The following is a 19144-nucleotide window of genomic DNA, read 5'->3' as shown; positions in this document are numbered from 1 at the left end:
TTTTGATTTGTGCTGGAGCTGCCCCTCACCCCAGCCCTCTCCGGGGGGAGAGGGTGCCGATTTGTGGGCTTTTCAAGATGTGAATTCGACTCGGTATTTCACGTCAGCGTAGATCCACCAAACACTTCGGTCAGTCCCCTCTCCCTCTGGGAGAGGGGGGAGTGAGGGGCTCTTGATCTGTTTCAGGATCTGAATTCGACTCGGTATTTCACGTCGGCGTAGATCCACCAAACACTTCGGTCAGTCCCCTCTCCCTCTGGGAGAGGGCTAGGGTGAGGGTTTGCTTTGGTCTGTTTAGATATGTGTAGAAATAACAGAGTCTTCCCACAAGGTTTTCAGGTTGTCCGTCGGACGCGCGCTCTCTAGTCTTTGCCTGTCGCTGCCAATTCAGCGACCGGGAGGTGAGATACCCGATTTGGATCCCCAGACAAGTGCCCCCATAATTGCGGCCAGCTAACGCTGTCAGCAATTCCTTATGGCGGCTATGTGCGGGCGGACTTCGGTCCGGCCGGTTTTGGGGTTCTATCGGTGATCTCACTCCGTACATGGCTGCCACCTCTTCTTCGAGTGAGATCGGGAGCAAGTGGCTGCAAACTTAAAGGACTTGTTCGATGGACAAACTGATCCCCGATCCACCCCCCGAAACCACCACCCCACTCGAAGCCGCCATCCGGGCCGAAGACTTGGCAAAAAACCGCGAAGCCATCAAACGCGCCCTCGATTTCTACCTCAGCCCTGAACCCGCCAAACCCCGACAACCGAGCACCATGTTCCTCGTCCACCCCAGCGTCGACACCGAAAGCCTGCTCGCCCACGCCTGTGAATCGTTGGCCTCAGCCAACGCCATGGCCAGCAACTTCGCAACCGAGCTAGGCGGCTTGCAACGCAGCACCGCACTGGCCATCCAGCAAATCATCATGCTCGCCGAACTCGCAGTAAACCGCGCACTGGATCGAGTCGATCCACAAACCTGACGACCGCGTCATCGTTCATCGCCAGCAGGTTTGCTCCCACAAGGAGAACAATGCGCAACCTGTGCGAGTCTGGCTCGCCAGCGATGACGGCCTGATGGCCTGATGGCCGACCTGACTCTTCGGATAGATAGCTTCCCTGTAGGAGCTGTCGAGTGAAACGAGGCTGCGATCTTTTGCTCTTGCTTATGATTGTAAAAAGCAAAATCAAAAGATCGCAGCCTGCGGCAGCTCCTACATGGGTGATGTGTGGGGTCAGACTTTGGCACTGACCTCGCTGCGGTTGACCAGCGCTTCCAACGCCCCACTTAAACTCGCCGCTTTATCCCCCACCAGCAAATGCCAGACCCCGCCATCCAACTGGCTGACACCGTGACACCCCAGATCCTTCAACTGCGCCTCGGACAACGCCTTGCCATCCGCCAATTGCAGGCGAATTCGTGTCATCGCAATGCAATCCAGTTGCAGCACATTGTCGCCGCCGCCCAATGCATTCAGCCATTGCTGCGCCTCGGAACCGGCAACGGCCATAACTTTCGGCTCATGAACAACAGCGGTTTCAACCAAAACAGCACGCCCCAATGCAGGCATCGCCAGACGAATCTCATCCGCAATGCTGTCCGCCATCGGCCCGACCACAACCTGCAAACTCCCACCTTTACCTGGTCGCACAACCGCCATCGCACCCAGCGCTTTCAGATCAGCATCCGAAGCTTTGTTGCGATCAACCATCTCCAGCCGCAACCGCGTGGTGCAGGCGCCAACCGTCAGCAGATTTTCAGCGCCGCCCAACGCCTTGATGTAAGCACTGGCCCGTTCGTTTTCAGTCAGTACGGCTTTTTCACTAACGGCCACATCCTCACGCCCCGGCGTTTTCAGATTGAAGCGACGAATGCAGAAGTCGAAGACGAAGTAGTAGATCACCGCGTAAGCCAACCCAACCGGAAACACCAGCCAACCATTGGTGGACTTGCCCCAGCCGAGAATCATGTCGATAAAGCCGCCGGAGAAGGTGAAGCCCAGATGGATGTTCAGCGCATTGGTAATCGCCATCGACAACCCGGTCAGCAACGCATGCAGCAGATACAACAGCGGTGCCAGAAACATAAAGGCGAATTCAATCGGTTCAGTCACCCCGGTCAAAAACGAAGTCAGCGCCATCGACAGGAAAATCCCGCCCATGACTTTGCGGCGTTCCGGCAGGGCGTTGCGGTACATCGCCAGGCACGCCGCCGGCAGGCCGAAGATCATCATCGGGAACATGCCGGTCATGAACTGGCCGCCCTTCGGATCGCCGGCGAAGTAGCGCGACAGGTCGCCCGTCACCAATGCGCCGGTAGTCGGGTCGGTGAAGTTGCCGAATACAAACCACGCCATGTTGTTGAGGATGTGGTGCAGGCCGGTGACGATCAGCAGGCGGTTGAACACGCCAAACACGAACGCGCCGATGCTGCCGCTTTCCATCATCAAGGCGCCGAAAGCGTTGATGCCGTGCTGGATCGGCGGCCAGATGTAGCCGAACACCACGCCCAGACCGACCGCTGCAAACCCGGTAACAATCGGCACAAACCGCCGGCCACCGAAGAACGCCAGATACTCCGGCAACTTGATGTCCTTGAAGCGGTTGTACAGCGCGCCGGCCATCAGGCCGGCGACGATGCCGGCGAGCATGCCCATGTTGATGGTCGAGTCGAGCACCTTCAGCGTTGAGATCATCACCAGGTAACCGATCACCCCGGCAAGGCCGGCGGTGCCGTTGTTGTCCTTGGCAAAACCGACGGCGATGCCGATGGCGAAGATCATTGCCAGGTTGGCGAAGATCACTTGGCCGGCATCGTGGATGATCGCGATGTTCAGCAGGTCAGTGTCACCCAGACGCAGGAGCAGGCCGGCAATCGGCAGGATCGCGATCGGCAGCATCAGCGCGCGGCCGAGGCGTTGCAGGCCTTCGATAAAGAGTTGGTACATGGCGTTTGTCCTTGTTGTTTTTGTTAGCGCAGAGGCCAATGTTGGTGACAGGCGTGGCGCACGGCGGCGGCGCTGCTCAACTTGAGCAGGTCGCGACTGAGGCGCTGGCATTCGGCTTCGTGCACCTGGCGCACGCGATCCTTGATTTCACCGATCTGCACCGGGCTGACCGACAATTCGGTAACGCCCAGACCGATCAACACTGGCGTGGCCAGCGGATCAGAGGCGAGGGCGCCGCAGACGCCGACCCAACGCTTGTGCACCGCCGCGCCTTCGCAGGTCATGGCGACCAGGCGCAGCAGCGCCGGGTGCAGGGCGTCGACGCGGGCGGCCAGACCGGCGTGATCGCGATCCATGGCCAGGGTGTATTGCGACAAATCGTTGGTGCCGATGGAGAGGAAGTCAGCGTGTTCGGCGAGTTGTTCGGCCTGTAATGCGGCGGCGGGGACTTCGATCATTACGCCGATTTCTGGACGCTGAGCGATGTTCATCTCCAGGCACAGCGCTTCTACGCGCTGGCGAATGTGCAGCAGTTCGTCGACTTCGGTAACCATTGGCAACAGGATTCGGCAGCGACGCAGCGGGCTGACTTGCAGCAGCGCGCGCAGTTGCTGATCGAGGATTTCCGGACGGGCCTGAGCCAGACGAATGCCGCGCAGACCGAGCACCGGGTTGGCTTCGATCGGCAGCGGCAGGTAATCGAGTTGCTTGTCGCCGCCGACGTCGATGGTGCGGATGATGACTGACTTATCGCCCATCGCATCGATCACAGCTTGGTAGGCGCTGCGTTGCTCTTCCACGTCCGGAGCAGTCTGCCGGTCGACGAACAAAAACTCGGTGCGTAGCAGACCGACGCCATCGGCGCCGTTGGCAAATGCATCTGCCGCTTCAGCGCTGGAGGCGACATTGGCGACGACTTCGATGTGCACGCCATTTCGCGTTTCTGCTGGCAAGTGAGCTTTGGCCTGCTGCGCGTCGCGAAGTTGCTGGCGATCGATTTGCGCCTGTTGAACTTCAGCCAAGCGTTCAGTAGTTGGCGTCAGTTCCAGACGACCGCCATCGGCATCGAGCACCACCGATTGACCTTGCGGCTGATCAAGCAGCGCCGTACCCAGCGCCACCATGCACGGCAGACCTTTACCGCGAGCGAGAATTGCGACGTGCGATGTCGCGCCACCCTCGGCCATGCACAAACCGGCGACGCCTTGCGAGCTGAGTTGCAGCAGATCCGATGGCGTCAGCTCATGCGCGGCAACGATGGCGCCGGCCGGCACGTCGTAATTCCATGCTTCGCCGAGCAACGCACGCAGCACGCGTTGTTTGAGGTCGCGCAGATCATTGGCGCGCTCAGCCAGCAGCGCGCTGCCGGTGTGTTGCAAGACTTCGCACTGCACGTCGATCGACTGGCTCCAGGCGTGAGTCGCCGCAGTGCCTTGTTCGATGGATTGCTGTGCCGCGTCGAGCAGCGCCGGGTCTTCCAGCAACGCCAAATGCGCGGCGAAGATTGCTTCTTCGTCGGCATTCTTGTGCTTCTTCGCTTGGGCGAGGGTGCCGTCGATTTCGCTGCGTACCTGAGTCAGCGCAGTGTCGAGAAGCTGCTGTTGTTGCAGCGGATCATGGTTGCCCGCATCCGCTGGCAAACTGATCGCGTTCAAGCGAAACAGCGGCCCACCGACGAATCCCGGCGCAGCGCAAACCCCGTGCAACACGCCAGCCTCGGCCGGGCGTTTAAGAGGGGCAACACTGACCGGTGCCGCCGCGTGATGATCATCCGGCAATGCCGTGGCCAACGCCGTGAGCAACGCTTGCAGCGCCGCCTCAGCATCCGGCCCCTGACAGCTGACCTGCACTTCGTCCTGCTCGCCAACCGCCAGGCCCATCAAACCGATCAGGCTGTTGCACGGCGCCGATTTACCGGCGAAGTGCAGTTGCGACTGGCTTTTGAAACCTTGCGCGGTCTGCCGAATCAGCGCTGCCGGGCGCGCATGCAAACCGCCGCGATGAGCCACCAACACATGACCCTGAACCTCTGGCCCACCGACGACTTCGGCGCTCGCTGCCGAACCATTGCGCGCCACAATGTGCAGCAACGGTTCGCCGACTTTCACCGCTTTAAGCGTGATCGGGCGTACCTGGAAATCCTGACTGTTGGTCAGGATCAACAGGCTGACGAGGCTTTTGCATTGCTGGCCGACCTTGTCCAGGTCGTAGCGCAACAACGGCTGACCCTTGGTTACGCGAACACCCTCCTTGACCAGCATCGAGAAACCCTCGCCGTTCAGTTCAACGGTGTCGAGGCCCAGATGCAGGAGGATTTCCGCGCCGTTGTCGGCACGCACGGTGAGTGCGTGGCCGGTGCGCGCGACGTGGATGATCACCCCGGCGCACGGCGAGTACAGCGTGTCGTTGATCGGGTCGATGGCGATGCCGTCGCCCATGGCGCCGCTGGCGAACACCGCGTCCGGGACTTTGGCGAGCGTGAGCACCGGGCCGCTGAGCGGGGCGCTGAGGGTCAGCTCTTTATTGTTGTTGTGCATGGCTCGGTCTCATCGGTTAAATCTCGGTTCGATATCCCCTGTAGGAGCTGCCGCAGGCTGCGATCTTTTGATCTTGTTTTTTGTAAATCAAAATCAAAAGATCGCAGCCTTCGGCAGCTCCTACAGAGGTTGTGCATCAATCGGCGGTTTAGCGTCCGCCGATAGAGTTGTGCATCAGCCGGCGGTTTTGCGTCCGCCGATTGGGTTGTGCACCCATCAGCGGTTTTCGCGTCCGCCGACAGGGTTGTGCATCAATCAGCGGTTTTCGCGTCCGCCGATAGGGTTATGCATCGATCAACGGGTGTCAGTGCGTGCGGGTTACTTTGCTCAGGTGGCGCGGCTGATCCGGATCCATGCCACGGGCCACGGCCAAACTTGCCGCCATCACGTAGAAACTCTGGATCGCCAGAATCGGATCGAGCGCCGGGTGTTCGGCGCGGGTCAGTGTCAGGTCGCGTTCGCTCACGTCATCCGGCGCGGCCAGCAATACGCGGGCGCCGCGTTGGCGCATTTCTGCCGCAAGGCTCAACAAACCAGCCTGTTCAGCACCGCGCGGTGCGAAAACCAGCAGCGGATAATGTTCGTCGATCAACGCCATCGGGCCGTGACGCACTTCGGCGCTGCTGAACGCTTCGGCCTGAATCGCCGAGGTTTCCTTGAATTTCAGCGCCGCTTCCTGAGCGATGGCGAAACCGGCACCACGCCCAATCACCATCAAACGCTCGCAATCGCGCAACGCTTCGATGGCCACGCTCCAGTCCTGTTTTGCCGCTTCGCGCAAACCTTCAGGCAGGGCGTTACCGGCCTCGAGCAATTCGCTGTCCTCTTTCCAGTGCGCGATCAAACGGGCGCTGGCGCTGAGGGTGGCGATAAAACTCTTGGTCGCGGCGACGCTGCTTTCAGTCCCGGCGAGCAGTGGCACGCTGAACTCACACGCAGCTTCCAGTGGCGAATCGGCGGCGTTGACCATCGACACGCTCAGCGCGCCACGCTTGCGCAGCAGACGCAGGCTGTTGACCAGATCCGGGCTCTGCCCCGATTGCGAAAAGGCGAACGCGACCTGACCGCTGACCTTCAACGGCGCTTGCTGCATGGTCACCACCGACATCGGCAACGACGCTACCGGCACGCCCAGTTGCTGCATGGTCAGGTAAGCGAAGTAGCTCGCCGCGTGGTCGGAGCTGCCGCGCGCAACGGTCATCGCCACTTGCGGCGGCTGACGGCGCAGGCGCCCGGCGATCTCGATCATTTGCGGGTCGAGCTGTTGCAGTTGGGCTTGCACGGCCTCGAACGAGGACAGCGCCTCCTCAAGCATTTTTGAAGTCAATGTCTTCTCCTTCGACCATGACGGCGGTCAGTGTGAGTGAGCGATCGAGCCGCACGCAGTCGGCCCAGGCACCTGGTGCAAGGCGCCCGCGTTCGGTGATGCCGAGGTAGTCGGCGGGGAATTGCGACAGACGCTGCGAAGCCTCGGCGATCGGCAAACCGATCTTCACCAGGTTGCGCAGCGCCTGATCCATGGTCAGTGTGCTGCCGGCCAAGGTGCCGTCGGGCAGGCGCACGCCGCCCAGGCATTTGGTCACGGTGTGGCTGCCGAGCTTGTACTCACCGTCGGGCATACCGGCGGCAGCGGTCGAATCGGTGACGCAATACAGGCAAGGGATCGAGCGCAGGGCCACCCGAATGGCGCCGGGATGCACGTGCAGCAAGTCCGGAATCAGCTCAGCGAATTTGGCGTGGGCCAGTGCTGCGCCGACGATGCCCGGCTCGCGGTGATGCAACGGGCTCATGGCGTTGTAGAGGTGAGTGAAACTGGTCGCGCCAGCCTCCATTGCAGCAACGCCTTCCTCGTAACTGCCGAGGGTGTGGCCGATCTGCATGCGCACGCCCCGGCTGCTGAGTTCGCGGATCAAACCGTCGTGACCGGCGATTTCCGGAGCGATGGTGATCACGCGGATCGGCGCCAGTGCCAGATATTCTTCGACTTCGGCCATCAACGCGGTATGGGCGAAGTTCGGTTGTGCACCGAGTTTGCCGGGGTTGATGTACGGGCCTTCGAGGTGAACACCGAGCACTCGGGCGGCACCTTTCGGACGCTGTTCGCAGAACTCTCCGACTTCCTTCAACACGCTGGAGATCTCGGCACTCGGCGCAGTCATGGTGGTGGCCAGCAGCGAGGTGGTGCCGAAACGCACGTGGGTTTTGGTGATGGTCTGGAAAGCGCTGGCGCCTTCCATGATGTCTTTGCCGCCACCGCCATGCACGTGCAGGTCGATGAAACCGGGCAGCAAATACGGCAGGTCATTGGTTGCCGGATCGCAAGGCACGCCTTCGATCGACACGACTTTGCCGTGTTCGTGGATCAGCCGGCCGCGAATCCAGCCGCTGGCGGTGAGGATGTTGTCTTCAGACATTTCGCTTCTCTCGTTTGGCTTGGCTGCTGATCAGCGGCGAAGCTCTGCAACAAAGTCGTAGTAGTCGTTGCGGCAATAGGTGTCGGTGACTTCGATCGGTGTGTTGTCTTCGAGGTAGCCGACCCGGGTCATCAGCAGCATCGCGGTGCCGGGAGCGATGCCGACCAGCGCGGCGAACTCGTCCGAGGCGTTGATCGCCTGAATATGCTGCAAGGCGCGGACAATCGGTTTGCCGATGCCGTCGAGGTATTCGTAGAGGGAATCGCCGACCAGTTGTGGCTTGGGCATGATCGAGGCGGGCAGGGTGCTCATCTCGATGGCCATAACTGTGTCATCGGCTTTGCGCAGACGCTTCATGCGCGCGACCTTGTCGTTCGGCGACAGGCTGAGGCGGATCAATTCTTCGTGGGTCGGCAGGGTTATTTCGCGCTCCAGCCATTTCGAACTGGGTACAAAACCCTTCAAGCGCAGCATCTCGCTGAAACCGGACAGGCGCGACAGCGGTTGTTCGAGGCGTGGGGTGATGAAGGTGCCGGAGCCTTGCAGGCGACGGATCAGGCCTTGATCGAGAAGGACTTCGAGGGCTTTGCGCGCGGTGACGCGGGAGATGCCGAGCAACTCGCTGAGGTTGCGCTCGGACGGCATCGCCTGTTCGGCTTTCCACTGGCCGGCATGAATCGCCGATTCCAGATTGCGCGCCAGTTGCAGGTACAACGGCGTCGCTTGTTGGTCGTCAGGGCGCAAGGCCTGAAGGTCGTTCATGTCGGTGTCCGGTGCGGGTATTGGAGTGGTTGTCGCCCGTGAATGCAGCGAAAATTAATACCACTTGAATACCATGTCAACGTGGTGACAGCGCCGGAAACCCTTGTGGATCGAGGCTTTGGAGGAGGGTGGTTCTAAGTGGTATTAGAGGTGGGGGTGTAAACGCAAAAGATCGCAGCCTGCGGCAGCTCCTACACGTTGAAGTGGTATCACCTCTGTAGGCGCTGCCGCAGGCTGCGATCTTTTGATTTATTTTTTTGCGAGTGACCAGCGGTCAGTCGTTAAGGGCGGATTTCGACCATCGTGCCGTCCGGCACCAGGCTCCACACTTCGCGCATATCCACATTGCGCATGGCGACGCAGCCGTCGGTCCAGTCGAGGGTGTGGAACAGGTCTTCCGGGGTTTCTTCGGAATCCGGTGTGCCGTGGATCATGATCATCCCGCCAGGCTCGACGCCTTCACGCCGGGCGCGGGCCGAGTCGCTGATGTTCGGGTAGGAAATGTGCATCGACAGGTTGAATTTGTCGCTGGTCTTGCGCCAGTCGATCCAATAAAAGCCTTCCGGCGTGCGCTTGTCGCCTTCAATCAGTTTCGGACCTTTTTTCGCGCCCTTGCCCAATGAGATGCGATAGGTCTTCAGCGGTTTGCCGTCGGCGATCAACTGCAGTTGATGCGCCGATTTGAGCACCAGGACTTTTTCGATAAGCGGGGTATTCGCCGGCGTCACGGTGGTCACGAAGGACGCTTGGGAGACGCTAACGAACGACAGGCAGAACAGGGCAAGCAACCAGCGCATTGAAACGATTCCCCAAGGAGTGACGCAGATAAGTGTTGTGTAGGAGCTGCCGCAGGCTGCGATCTTTTGATCTTCTAACCGACAATCACCGGCTGCACCAACGGCGGAATCGATTCCGAACGCACCGGATACACCTCAACCCGCCGATCAGCGAAGAAGCATTCTAAGGTACGCCCCACCGTCCTGAAAGCCAGCTCGTCCCATGGAATGTCGGCTTCGTCGAATAGTTGCACTTCGAGGCTCTCGGGGCCGGCGGCAAAGTCCAGATCAACCAGTTCTGCGCGGAAGAACACATGCACCTGACTGATGTGTGGCACGTCGATCAGCGTATAGATGCTCAGGTTACGCACGCGGGCGCAGGCTTCTTCGGCAGTTTCGCGGATAGCGGCCTGTTCGATGGTCTCTCCGTTCTCCATGAACCCGGCAGGCAACGTCCAGTAACCTAGGCGCGGCTCGATGGCGCGGCGGCACAGCAGCACTTTCGTGCCCCAGGTCGGCACGCAACCGGCGACAATATTGGGGTTTTGGTAGTGAATGGTCTGACAGCTGTCACAGACAAATCGCCGCCGCGAATCGCCTTCGGGAATGCGCTGGGTGACCGGGTTACCGCAGTGGCTGCAAAATTTCATGCTGGGCTTCCTGAATGCTGCGCCTATCTTGGCGTGCAGCGGTGTCGGTCGGCAAGTTGTCGTTTCGCGACATGGCGAGATTCGGGGGCTTGGGCGGCTGCAATGATTGGTGCATGATGCAGGGTAAGGCACCGATCGAGAACACTCATGCTGGACGAGCTACTGCATAGGGTAAGCAACCACACACCGCGCACGCTGGAGACCGACAAACGTTTCCCCGAGGCCGCCGTTCTGGTGCCGATCACCCGCAGTGACCAACCGGAACTGGTTCTGACCCTGCGCGCTAGCGGGCTCTCGACCCATGGCGGCGAAGTGGCTTTCCCCGGTGGACGCCGCGATCCCGAAGACCCGAATCTGATCTTCACCGCCCTGCGTGAGGCGGAAGAAGAGATCGGCCTGCCGCCAGGATTGGTCGAAGTCATCGGGCCGCTCAGCCCGCTGATCTCCCTGCACGGCATCAAGGTCACGCCTTATGTCGGCGTAATCCCCGATTTCGTCGAGTATCAGCCCAACGATGCCGAGATCGCTGCGGTGTTCAGCGTGCCGCTGGAATTCTTCCGCAAAGACCCCCGCGAACACACCCATCGCATCGACTATCAAGGTCGCAGTTGGTACGTGCCGAGCTATCGCTACGGCGATTTCAAGATCTGGGGCCTGACCGCAATCATGATCGTCGAGTTGATCAATCTGCTCTATGACGCCAAGATCAGTCTGCATACTCCGCCTAAAAGCTTTATTAACACCTAAGCCATCGTTCGAATGGCCATCACCGTGAGCCCTGAGGAAAACAAGATGAAATACCGCTTGGGCGACGCCCGTGTCGAGACCCACCCGCAGAGCTGGGTCGCCCCCAATGCCGTGCTGGTAGGCAAGGTCAAACTGGAAGAGGGCGCCAACGTCTGGTTCAACGCTGTGCTACGCGGCGACAACGAACTGATCCTGATCGGCAAGAACAGCAACGTGCAGGACGGCACCGTGATGCACACCGACATGGGCTATCCGCTGACCATCGGCACCGGCGTGACCATTGGCCACAACGCCATGCTGCATGGCTGCACCGTTGGCGATTACAGCCTGATCGGTATCAACGCGGTGATTCTCAACGGCGCGAAGATCGGCAAGAACTGCATCATTGGCGCCAACTCGCTGATTGGTGAGGGCAAGGAAATTCCGGATGGTTCGCTGGTGATGGGCTCGCCGGGCAAGGTTGTACGTGAGCTGACCGAGCCGCAGAAGAAGATGCTTGAAGCCAGCGCCGCGCACTATGTGCATAACTCCCAGCGTTATGCGCGTGATCTGGTTGAGCAGGAAGAATGAACACGCCAGAAAGACCGGTTGCCTCGCCATGCGTGAATATTTGTGCGCTGGATGAGGATGATATCTGCACTGGCTGCCAGCGCACGGTGGAAGAGATTACCCGCTGGAGCCGCATGAACAATGACGAGCGCCGGGTGGTGCTGGGGTTGTGTCATGAGCGGGCGAAGGCGAGTGGGTTGGTGTGGATGATGCCGTCGTCGAAGTCGTGATCGGCATGAGTATGCCCTCACCCTAGCCCTCTCCCAGAGGGAGAGGGGACTGACCGGGTCGTTTGGACGAGTCACGCCGACCTGAAAATACCGCGTCGAACTCAGGTCTTGAACATCATGAAGATCGGCTCCCTTTCCCCCTCGCCCTCCTTGGGGGAGAGGGTTGGGGTGAGGGGGTGGCTCTTGATCTACCGCTCCAGTAATCTGTGCGCCAATCTGCCAGGTCGCCCCCATGATTTTCCTCATCGCCTACATCAGCAGTGTCGTGCTGATCAACTTCGCCTTCTCCACCGCGCCGCACCTGGACATCATCTGGTCGGCCTGGGGCGGTCTGGTGTTCGTGCTGCGCGACATGGTGCAAATCCGTTTCGGTCACGGTGCAATCGCGGCGATGCTGGCGGCGCTGGTGCTGTCTTACGTCACCTCCGACCCCTCCATCGCATTGGCCAGCGCCACGGCATTCGCGGTCTCCGAGATCATCGACTGGCTGGTGTTCAGCATCACCAAACGTCCGTTGCGCGACCGCTTGTGGATCAGCTCGGCGCTGAGCATTCCTCTCGATACCTTCATCTTTTTCGGCATGATCGACGCCATGACGCCACCGGTGATCATCACCGCACTGCTGTCGAAATTCGCCGGTGTGACCGTCGTCTGGCTGATCATGGCCTGGCGCGATCGCAAACAGGCCGTCGCCAGCTGAAGCCAAAGCCTCGGGTTCATGTAAAATGCCGCGCTTTCTCCCCATGGAAAGCGCGTCTGGCGTCGCTTTCCTCGATGATCCGCTGCTTTGAGGACCTGAGATGACCCGTATCGGAACTCCGTTGTCGCCAACCGCGACCCGCGTATTGCTGTGTGGCTGTGGTGAGTTGGGCAAGGAAGTGGTGATCGAGCTGCAGCGCCTGGGCGTTGAAGTGATCGCCGTTGACCGCTACGCCAACGCGCCGGCCATGCAAGTCGCCCATCGCAGCCACGTGATCAACATGCTCGACGGCGCCGCCCTGCGCGCGGTGATCGAAGCCGAGAAGCCGCACTTCATCGTGCCGGAAATCGAAGCCATCGCCACCGCCACCCTGGTCGAACTGGAAGCCGAAGGCTTCACCGTGATCCCGACCGCGCGCGCTGCGCAACTGACCATGAACCGCGAAGGCATCCGTCGTCTGGCCGCTGAAGAGCTGGATCTGCCGACCTCGCCGTATCATTTTGCCGACACCTTCGAGGACTACAGCAAAGCCGTCGAAGACCTCGGTTTTCCATGCGTGGTCAAACCGGTGATGAGCTCGTCGGGCAAAGGCCAAAGCCTGCTGCGCAGCACTGATGACGTGCAGAAAGCCTGGGATTACGCGCAAGAGGGCGGTCGCGCCGGCAAAGGTCGGGTGATCATCGAAGGCTTTATCGATTTCGACTACGAAATCACTCTGCTGACCGTTCGCCATATCGGCGGCACCACGTTCTGTGCGCCGGTCGGTCACCGTCAGGAGAAGGGCGACTACCAGGAATCGTGGCAGCCACAAGCCATGAGCCCGATTGCCCTGGCTGAATCCGAGCGCGTTGCCAAAGCCGTGACCGAGGCGCTGGGTGGCCGTGGCCTGTTCGGCGTTGAGCTGTTCATCAAGGGTGATCAGGTGTGGTTCAGCGAAGTCTCGCCGCGTCCGCATGACACCGGTTTGGTCACGTTGATTTCCCAGGATCTGTCGCAGTTCGCGTTGCACGCTCGCGCGATTCTGGGCCTGCCGGTGCCGTTGATCCGTCAGTTCGGGCCTTCGGCTTCGGCGGTGATTCTGGTGGAAGGGCAGTCGACCCAGACAGCGTTCGCCAATCTGGGTGCGGCGTTGAGCGAGCCGGATACGGCGTTGCGTCTGTTCGGCAAGCCAGAAGTGAATGGCCAGCGCCGTATGGGCGTGGCGCTGGCGCGGGATGAGTCGATCGAGGCTGCGCGTGCCAAGGCGACCCGTGCTGCTCAGGCTGTTGTCGTAGAACTCTAAACCGGGTCGCGGCATTCGCGAGCAAGCTTTGCTCCTACATAAGGTCGCGTTGCGACGCTGATCTGTAGGAGCAAGGCTTGCCCGCGATGGCGGTCTGTCAGGCCACCCGATTCAGATCGTTATCCCGCGTCTCTTTCAGGCACAGCACCGCAATCAAACTCAGCACCGCCGCCCCCGACACATACCCGCCGACATAACTCAAACCACCCATCGCCACCAGTTTCTGCGCAAAGAACGGCGCCGCCGAGGCCCCGACAATCCCGCCCAGGTTATACGCCGCCGAAGCGCCGGTATAACGCACATGCGTCGGAAACAACTCAGGCAACAGCGCCCCCATCGGCGCAAACGTCACGCCCATCAAAAACAGCTCGATGCACAGAAACAGCGCCACGCCCCAGGTCGAGCCTTGCGTCAGCAATGGTTCCATCAAGAACCCGGACAGAATCGCCAGCACGCCACCGATGATCAGCACCGGTTTACGCCCATAACGATCGCTGGCCCAAGCCGACAATGGCGTCGCAGCCGCCATGAACAGTACGGCAAAGCACAGCAATCCCAAGAATGTCTCGCGGCTATAACCCAGCGTGGAAACCCCGTAACTCAGGGAAAACACCGTCGAGATATAGAACAGCGCATAGCAAACCACCATCGCCGCCGCGCCCAACAAGGTCGGTGCCCAATACTGGCTGAACAGTTCAACCAGCGGCACTTTCACTCGTTCCTGACGCGCGATGGCGTTGGCGAAGACCGGCGTTTCGTGGAGTTTCAGGCGCACATACAGGCCCACCATCACCAGTACTGCACTGAGCAGGAACGGAATGCGCCAGCCCCAGCTGCGGAATTGCTCGTCGTCCAGGGTCATGGCCAAAGTCAGAAACAAGCCATTGGCCGCGAGAAAACCAATCGACGGGCCGAGTTGCGGAAACATACCGAACCACGCGCGTTTACCTTTCGGCGCATTTTCCGTGGCGAGCAACGCAGCACCGCCCCATTCGCCGCCCAATCCCAGGCCCTGACCAAAGCGCAGCACACACAACAGAATCGGTGCCCACGCACCGATGGTGGCGTAACCCGGCAGCACGCCAATCAGCGTCGTGCACACGCCCATCAACAGCAGCGAAGCAACCAGCGTTGACTTGCGCCCGATGCGGTCACCGAAGTGGCCGAACAGCGCCGAGCCCAGCGGTCGGGCCAGAAAAGCGATGCCAAAAGTAAGAAACGCCGAAAGCATCTGCGCCGTGCCGGACGTCTGCGGAAAGAACACCGGCCCAATCACCAGCGCAGCCGCCGTGGCGTAAACATAGAAGTCGTAGAACTCGATCGCGGTGCCGATAAAACTCGCCGTCGCCACGCGGGTGGCGGAGTTGGTCGGTTGGGCAGGCGCGGTGTCGCTGAAAGCGGTACTGGTCGTCATGCGGTGATCCCTGACAGTCATGAGCTCCGTTGGAGCGAATTATTATGGTCGAACACCCAGGGATGTGGGATGAGGCGCGGTCGCTGTTTCAGGTAGGAACAGTCGCCGGAGTACAGCGGAAATGGCCGAAACCGGTCTGGTGCGGGGTAAGCACGCGGTTTGGCAACGCTTGGGTAAGCGGATTTGATTATAGGAAGGGGGCTAACAATTGAACAAGAGCAAAAGATCGCAGCCTTCGGCAGCTCCTACAGTTGGAACAGTTGGAACAGTTGGAACAGTTGGAACATTTGGGGCATTTGGAACATTTGGAACGCATTCCAATGTAGGAGCTGCCGAAGGCTGCGATCTTTTGATCTTCTATCGGGCCGGCACCAAAGCAGGCACAGACGAGGTATGCCAGATCAACACCTTGCTCACCCGATTCTCCTCAGTCTCAAGAATCTCCAGTCGATAGCGCCCGATCTTCAAGCAAACCGCACTCTCGGGAATCGTCTCCAGCGCCTCAGTCACCAACCCGTTCAGCGTTTTCGGCCCATCACTCGGCAAATGCCAGCCCAGGCACTTGTTCAATTCGCGAATCGAAGCGGTGCCATCAATCACCATCCGCCCGTCAGCCTGCGGATGAATGTGCGGGTTCTCCAGGCTGTGCTCACTCTCGAACTCGCCGACGATCTCTTCAAGAATATCTTCCAGCGTCACAATGCCGAGCACTTCGCCGTACTCATCGACCACCATGCCCAGGCGCCGCTGCTGTTTGTGGAAATTCAGCAACTGCAATTGCAGAGGCGTACTTTCCGGGACGAAATACGGCTCGTAACTCGCCGCCAACAACGCCTCTAGCGTCAGATCGCCGTTGTTCAGCAGATGCCTGATCTGGCGGGTATTGAGCACCGCTTCAACCTGATTGATGTCGCTGTGGAACATCGGCAGACGCGTGCGCTTGTTCTGGCGCAGTTGCTCGATGATCTCTTCAATCGAATCGTCGAGGTTGATGCCGTCGACGTCACTGCGCGGCACCAGAATGTCGTTGACGGTGATGTTGTCCAGCGCATGAATTCCCGAAACCGGGTGTGCGTGAACAGGGTGCTCCGGGTCATCACGACGATCGCCGGGCGCGTCGTCGTCGCTCTGCTGCACCACTTGCGGCTTGCGCGCGAACGGGCGGACCAGCAAAACGCTGACACGGCTGAACAGCCAGGCCAGTGGGTAAACAATCTTCAGCGGAACCGCCAACAACGAATTGCCGAAGGCCAGCACGGCATCCGGATACCGTTGGGCGAGGGTGCGTGGGAAATAATCGGCGAACACCAGCAACACCGCACCGGCACCCAGGCAGGCCGCCCAAGGGCCGTTTTCTTCGCAGAGGAAAATCGCCAGCAACGTCGCGATGATCACCGCGAGTGCTCGGCACAAGGTGTTGCAGAGAATCAGGCTGTCGAGCGGGAAGCTCAGCTTCGCCAGCGGTTTATCGCTGGCGCGCGAGGCGGTGCGTTGCGCGAGCAGATGCTGCTGCGCGATTTCGACGGCGGTAAACAGCCCTGACCATAGAATCAGCAGGACAAATACCGCGAGCATCGGCCCTATGGGCAAACCGTCCATTTATGCCGCCCGTCAGATGTGCAGGATGTATTCACGAACCAGTTTGCTGCCGAAATACGCCAACATCAGCAGGCAGAAACCGGCGAGAGTCCAGCGAATCGCCTTGTGACCGCGCCAGCCGAGACGGTTGCGGCCCCACAGCAGCACGCTGAACACGATCCAGGCCAGACACGCCAGCAAGGTTTTGTGTACCAGATGCTGGGCAAACAGGTTCTCGACGAACAGCCAGCCGGAGATCAGCGACAGCGACAACAGCGTCCAGCCGGCCCAGAGGAAACCGAACAACAGGCTTTCCATGGTTTGCAGCGGCGGGAAGTTCTTGATCAGTCCGGACGGGTGTTTGTGCTTGAGCTGGTGATCTTGCACCAGCACCAGCAAGGCCTGGAACACCGCGATGGTGAACATGCCGTAGGCCAGCAGCGACAATAGAATGTGCGCGAGGATGCCCGGTTCTTCGTCGATGATCTGCACAGTGCCGGTCGGCGCGAACTGCGCCAGCAACACCGTGACCGCGCCGAGCGGGAACAGCAGCACCAGCAGGTTCTCCACCGGAATCCGTGAGCAGGCGATCAAGGTCAGGGCGATCACCGCCGCCGAGATCAGGCTGGAGGCGCTGAAAAAGTCCAGGCCCAGGCCAATCGGCGTCAGCAAATGCGTGAACAGGCTGGCGAACTGGGCCACCACGGCGAGCACGCCGAGGGAAACCAGCAGGCGCTTGTTCGCCTTGGCACCGGCGGCCAGACGCGTGCCTTGATAGAGAGTCGCAGCGGCGTATAGAAGGGCGGCGGCGAGGGTGGTCAGCAAACTGGGTGACAAGGGGAGCATAAATCCTGTTAGGCAAGCCCGAAAGGGGCTGAGTTTGGCATAGAACCGCCATGGCACGAAAGACTCAGGAAGCTGACGGCGAGGTGTCCGCCAGCCGCAGTCTTCGCTATAATCCGCGACCTGCCCACGCCGCAGGCTCGCCGAGCACATGTTGATTCCGGTCTGGGCCGCCATTATCCCGGTCTACACAGGGCCTGAAAGGATCGCGCAATGTTTGAAAACTTAACCGACCGTCTCTCGCAGACGCTGCGCCATGTCACCGGCAAGGCCAAGCTGACCGAAGACAATATCAAAGACACCCTGCGTGAAGTGCGCATGGCGTTGCTCGAAGCCGACGTCGCCCTGCCGGTGGTCAAGGACTTCGTCAATTCGGTCAAGGAGCGCGCTGTCGGCACCGAGGTGTCGCGCAGCCTGACGCCGGGCCAGGCGTTCGTGAAGATCGTCCAGGCCGAACTCGAAAGCCTGATGGGCGCGGCCAACGAAGACTTGAACCTGAGCGCCGTGCCGCCCGCCGTCATTCTGATGGCCGGTTTGCAGGGTGCCGGTAAAACCACCACCGCCGGCAAACTGGCGCGCTTCCTGAAAGAGCGCAAGAAGAAGTCGGTCATGGTCGTGTCGGCGGACGTTTATCGTCCTGCGGCGATCAAGCAGCTGGAAATGCTCGCCGGTGAAGTGGGTGTGACCTTCTTCCCGTCCGACCTGAGCCAGAAGCCGGTCGACATCGCGCAAGCTGCTATTAAAGAAGCAAAACTGAAATTCATCGACGTGGTCATCGTCGATACCGCCGGTCGTCTGCACATCGACGAAGAGATGATGGGCGAGATCAAGGCGCTGCACGCTGCGATCAACCCGGTCGAAACCCTGTTCGTGGTTGACGCCATGACCGGTCAGGATGCGGCCAACACGGCCAAGGCCTTCGGTGATGCGCTGCCGCTGACCGGTGTGATCCTGACCAAAGTCGACGGCGATGCCCGTGGCGGTGCTGCGCTGTCGGTTCGCGCCATCACCGGCAAGCCGATCAAGTTCATCGGTATGGGCGAGAAGAGCGAAGCGCTCGATCCGTTCCACCCTGAGCGTATCGCCTCGCGCATTCTCGGCATGGGCGACGTGCTCAGCCTGATCGAACAGGCCGAAGCGACCCTCGACAAAGACAAGGCCGACAAACTGGCCAAGAAGCTGAAGAAGGGCAAGGGCTTCGACCTCGAAGACTTCCGTGATCAGCTGCAACAGATGAAAAACATGGGTGGCCTCGGCGGCCTCATGGACAAACTGCCGAGCATCGGCGGCGTCAACCTGTCGCAAATGGGCAATGCCCAGAACGCCGCAGAGAAACAATTCAAACAGATGGAAGCCATCATCAACTCCATGACCCCGGCCGAGCGCCGCGACCCTGAGCTGATCAGCGGTTCGCGCAAACGCCGTATCGCCATGGGTTCCGGCACTCAAGTGCAGGACATCGGTCGCTTGATCAAGCAGCACAAGCAGATGCAAAAGATGATGAAGAAATTCACCGCGAAAGGCGGAATGGCGAAAATGATGCGCGGCATGGGCGGAATGTTGCCCGGCGGCGGCATGCCGAAAATGTAAGGTGTCCCGTCTCACCCATTCTGCTCACTTATGGCGGCGTCTGATGCCCTCATGCTGCGTTGCCGCTCCTCGCCATAGCTGGCTATGACTCGTCGCGGCGCCTTGCTTGAGGGCATCAGCCACTCGCCAAAAG

At 60.1% G+C, this 19144-nt stretch carries 17 protein-coding genes; 7 read left to right on the top strand and 10 right to left on the bottom strand.

The features are described from left to right. Window positions 1-611 precede the first annotated feature (611 nt). Window positions 612-974, top strand: a complete 363-nt coding sequence (locus QMX93_RS12980) for a DUF6124 family protein (RefSeq protein WP_053117409.1) — start codon at window positions 612-614, stop codon at window positions 972-974. A gap of 252 nt (window positions 975-1226) precedes the next feature. Here the strand turns inward: QMX93_RS12980 and nagE are convergent, their stop codons facing one another. From nagE to QMX93_RS12945, 7 genes are all read right to left on the bottom strand, one after another. Further along, window positions 1227-2939 carry an N-acetylglucosamine-specific PTS transporter subunit IIBC gene (nagE, locus tag QMX93_RS12975; protein WP_282356421.1) on the bottom strand — a complete coding sequence of 571 codons (1713 nt, stop codon included), beginning with the start codon at window positions 2937-2939 and terminating at the stop codon, window positions 1227-1229. Between the two features lie 23 nt (window positions 2940-2962). Continuing rightward, window positions 2963-5476 carry a phosphoenolpyruvate--protein phosphotransferase gene (gene ptsP, locus QMX93_RS12970; protein ID WP_282356419.1) on the bottom strand — a complete coding sequence of 838 codons (2514 nt, stop codon included), beginning with the start codon at window positions 5474-5476 and terminating at the stop codon, window positions 2963-2965. A 304-nt stretch (window positions 5477-5780) separates the two neighbouring features. Further along, entirely contained in the window at window positions 5781-6803 is a 1023-nt protein-coding gene (locus QMX93_RS12965) for an SIS domain-containing protein (protein ID WP_282356418.1), read from the bottom strand. After that, window positions 6784-7890 carry an N-acetylglucosamine-6-phosphate deacetylase gene (nagA, locus tag QMX93_RS12960; protein ID WP_282356416.1) on the bottom strand — a complete coding sequence of 369 codons (1107 nt, stop codon included), beginning with the start codon at window positions 7888-7890 and terminating at the stop codon, window positions 6784-6786. The genes QMX93_RS12965 and nagA overlap by 20 nt, the downstream gene beginning before the upstream one ends. A 30-nt stretch (window positions 7891-7920) precedes the next feature. Beyond that, window positions 7921-8652, bottom strand: a complete 732-nt coding sequence (locus QMX93_RS12955; protein ID WP_053117422.1) for a GntR family transcriptional regulator — start codon at window positions 8650-8652, stop codon at window positions 7921-7923. Between the two features lie 281 nt (window positions 8653-8933). Continuing rightward, a complete protein-coding gene (locus tag QMX93_RS12950) occupies window positions 8934-9449 on the bottom strand; it encodes a L,D-transpeptidase family protein (RefSeq protein WP_008081650.1) in 516 nt (171 codons plus the stop codon). A gap of 74 nt (window positions 9450-9523) precedes the next feature. Then, window positions 9524-10078, bottom strand: coding sequence for an NUDIX hydrolase (locus tag QMX93_RS12945; protein ID WP_053117425.1), 555 nt, complete (start codon window positions 10076-10078; stop codon window positions 9524-9526). A 147-nt stretch (window positions 10079-10225) separates the two neighbouring features. On the opposite strand from QMX93_RS12945, the gene QMX93_RS12940 reads away from it, so the two are divergent. From QMX93_RS12940 to purT, 5 genes are all read left to right on the top strand, one after another. Next, window positions 10226-10825: a CoA pyrophosphatase gene (locus QMX93_RS12940; protein ID WP_282356415.1), complete on the top strand. Its 600-nt coding sequence runs from the start codon at window positions 10226-10228 to the stop codon at window positions 10823-10825. A 45-nt stretch (window positions 10826-10870) separates the two neighbouring features. Further along, window positions 10871-11395: a gamma carbonic anhydrase family protein gene (locus QMX93_RS12935; protein ID WP_007954617.1), complete on the top strand. Its 525-nt coding sequence runs from the start codon at window positions 10871-10873 to the stop codon at window positions 11393-11395. After that, on the top strand, window positions 11392-11604 hold the full coding sequence (locus tag QMX93_RS12930) for a DUF1289 domain-containing protein (protein WP_282356412.1): 213 nt from the start codon (window positions 11392-11394) through the stop codon (window positions 11602-11604). Before QMX93_RS12935 ends, QMX93_RS12930 begins: the two co-directional genes overlap by 4 nt. 232 nt (window positions 11605-11836) lie before the next feature. Further along, entirely contained in the window at window positions 11837-12304 is a 468-nt protein-coding gene (locus tag QMX93_RS12925) for a VUT family protein (protein ID WP_053117431.1), read from the top strand. A 100-nt stretch (window positions 12305-12404) separates the two neighbouring features. Then, on the top strand, window positions 12405-13586 hold the full coding sequence (purT, locus tag QMX93_RS12920; protein WP_007908992.1) for a formate-dependent phosphoribosylglycinamide formyltransferase: 1182 nt from the start codon (window positions 12405-12407) through the stop codon (window positions 13584-13586). A 97-nt stretch (window positions 13587-13683) separates the two neighbouring features. Here the strand turns inward: purT and QMX93_RS12915 are convergent, their stop codons facing one another. The 3 genes from QMX93_RS12915 to ccsA all read right to left on the bottom strand — a co-directional run bounded on the left by QMX93_RS12915 (window position 13684) and on the right by ccsA (window position 17424). Then, the gene (locus QMX93_RS12915; RefSeq protein ID WP_053117433.1) at window positions 13684-15000 is read right to left on the bottom strand and encodes an MFS transporter; all 1317 of its coding nucleotides are present in this window, start codon (window positions 14998-15000) and stop codon (window positions 13684-13686) included. 357 nt (window positions 15001-15357) lie between these two features. Next, on the bottom strand, window positions 15358-16599 hold the full coding sequence (locus tag QMX93_RS12910; RefSeq protein WP_282356410.1) for a transporter associated domain-containing protein: 1242 nt from the start codon (window positions 16597-16599) through the stop codon (window positions 15358-15360). 12 nt (window positions 16600-16611) lie between these two features. After that, complete coding sequence (gene ccsA / locus QMX93_RS12905; RefSeq protein ID WP_159813843.1) at window positions 16612-17424, bottom strand: cytochrome c biogenesis protein CcsA; 813 nt, start codon at window positions 17422-17424, stop codon at window positions 16612-16614. Window positions 17425-17634: 210 nt separating this feature from the next. On the opposite strand from ccsA, the gene ffh reads away from it, so the two are divergent. Beyond that, complete coding sequence (ffh, locus tag QMX93_RS12900; protein ID WP_053117442.1) at window positions 17635-19011, top strand: signal recognition particle protein; 1377 nt, start codon at window positions 17635-17637, stop codon at window positions 19009-19011. The last annotated feature ends 133 nt before the right edge of the window (window positions 19012-19144 follow it).

Origin of the sequence: Pseudomonas sp. PS01303 (genome assembly GCF_029959385.1) — a bacterium.
GTDB classification, from domain to species: Bacteria; Pseudomonadota; Gammaproteobacteria; order Pseudomonadales; family Pseudomonadaceae; genus Aquipseudomonas; species Aquipseudomonas rustica.
Note: the sequence above shows the minus strand (reverse complement) of the source record. Positions and strands in the feature narration are given on the sequence as shown.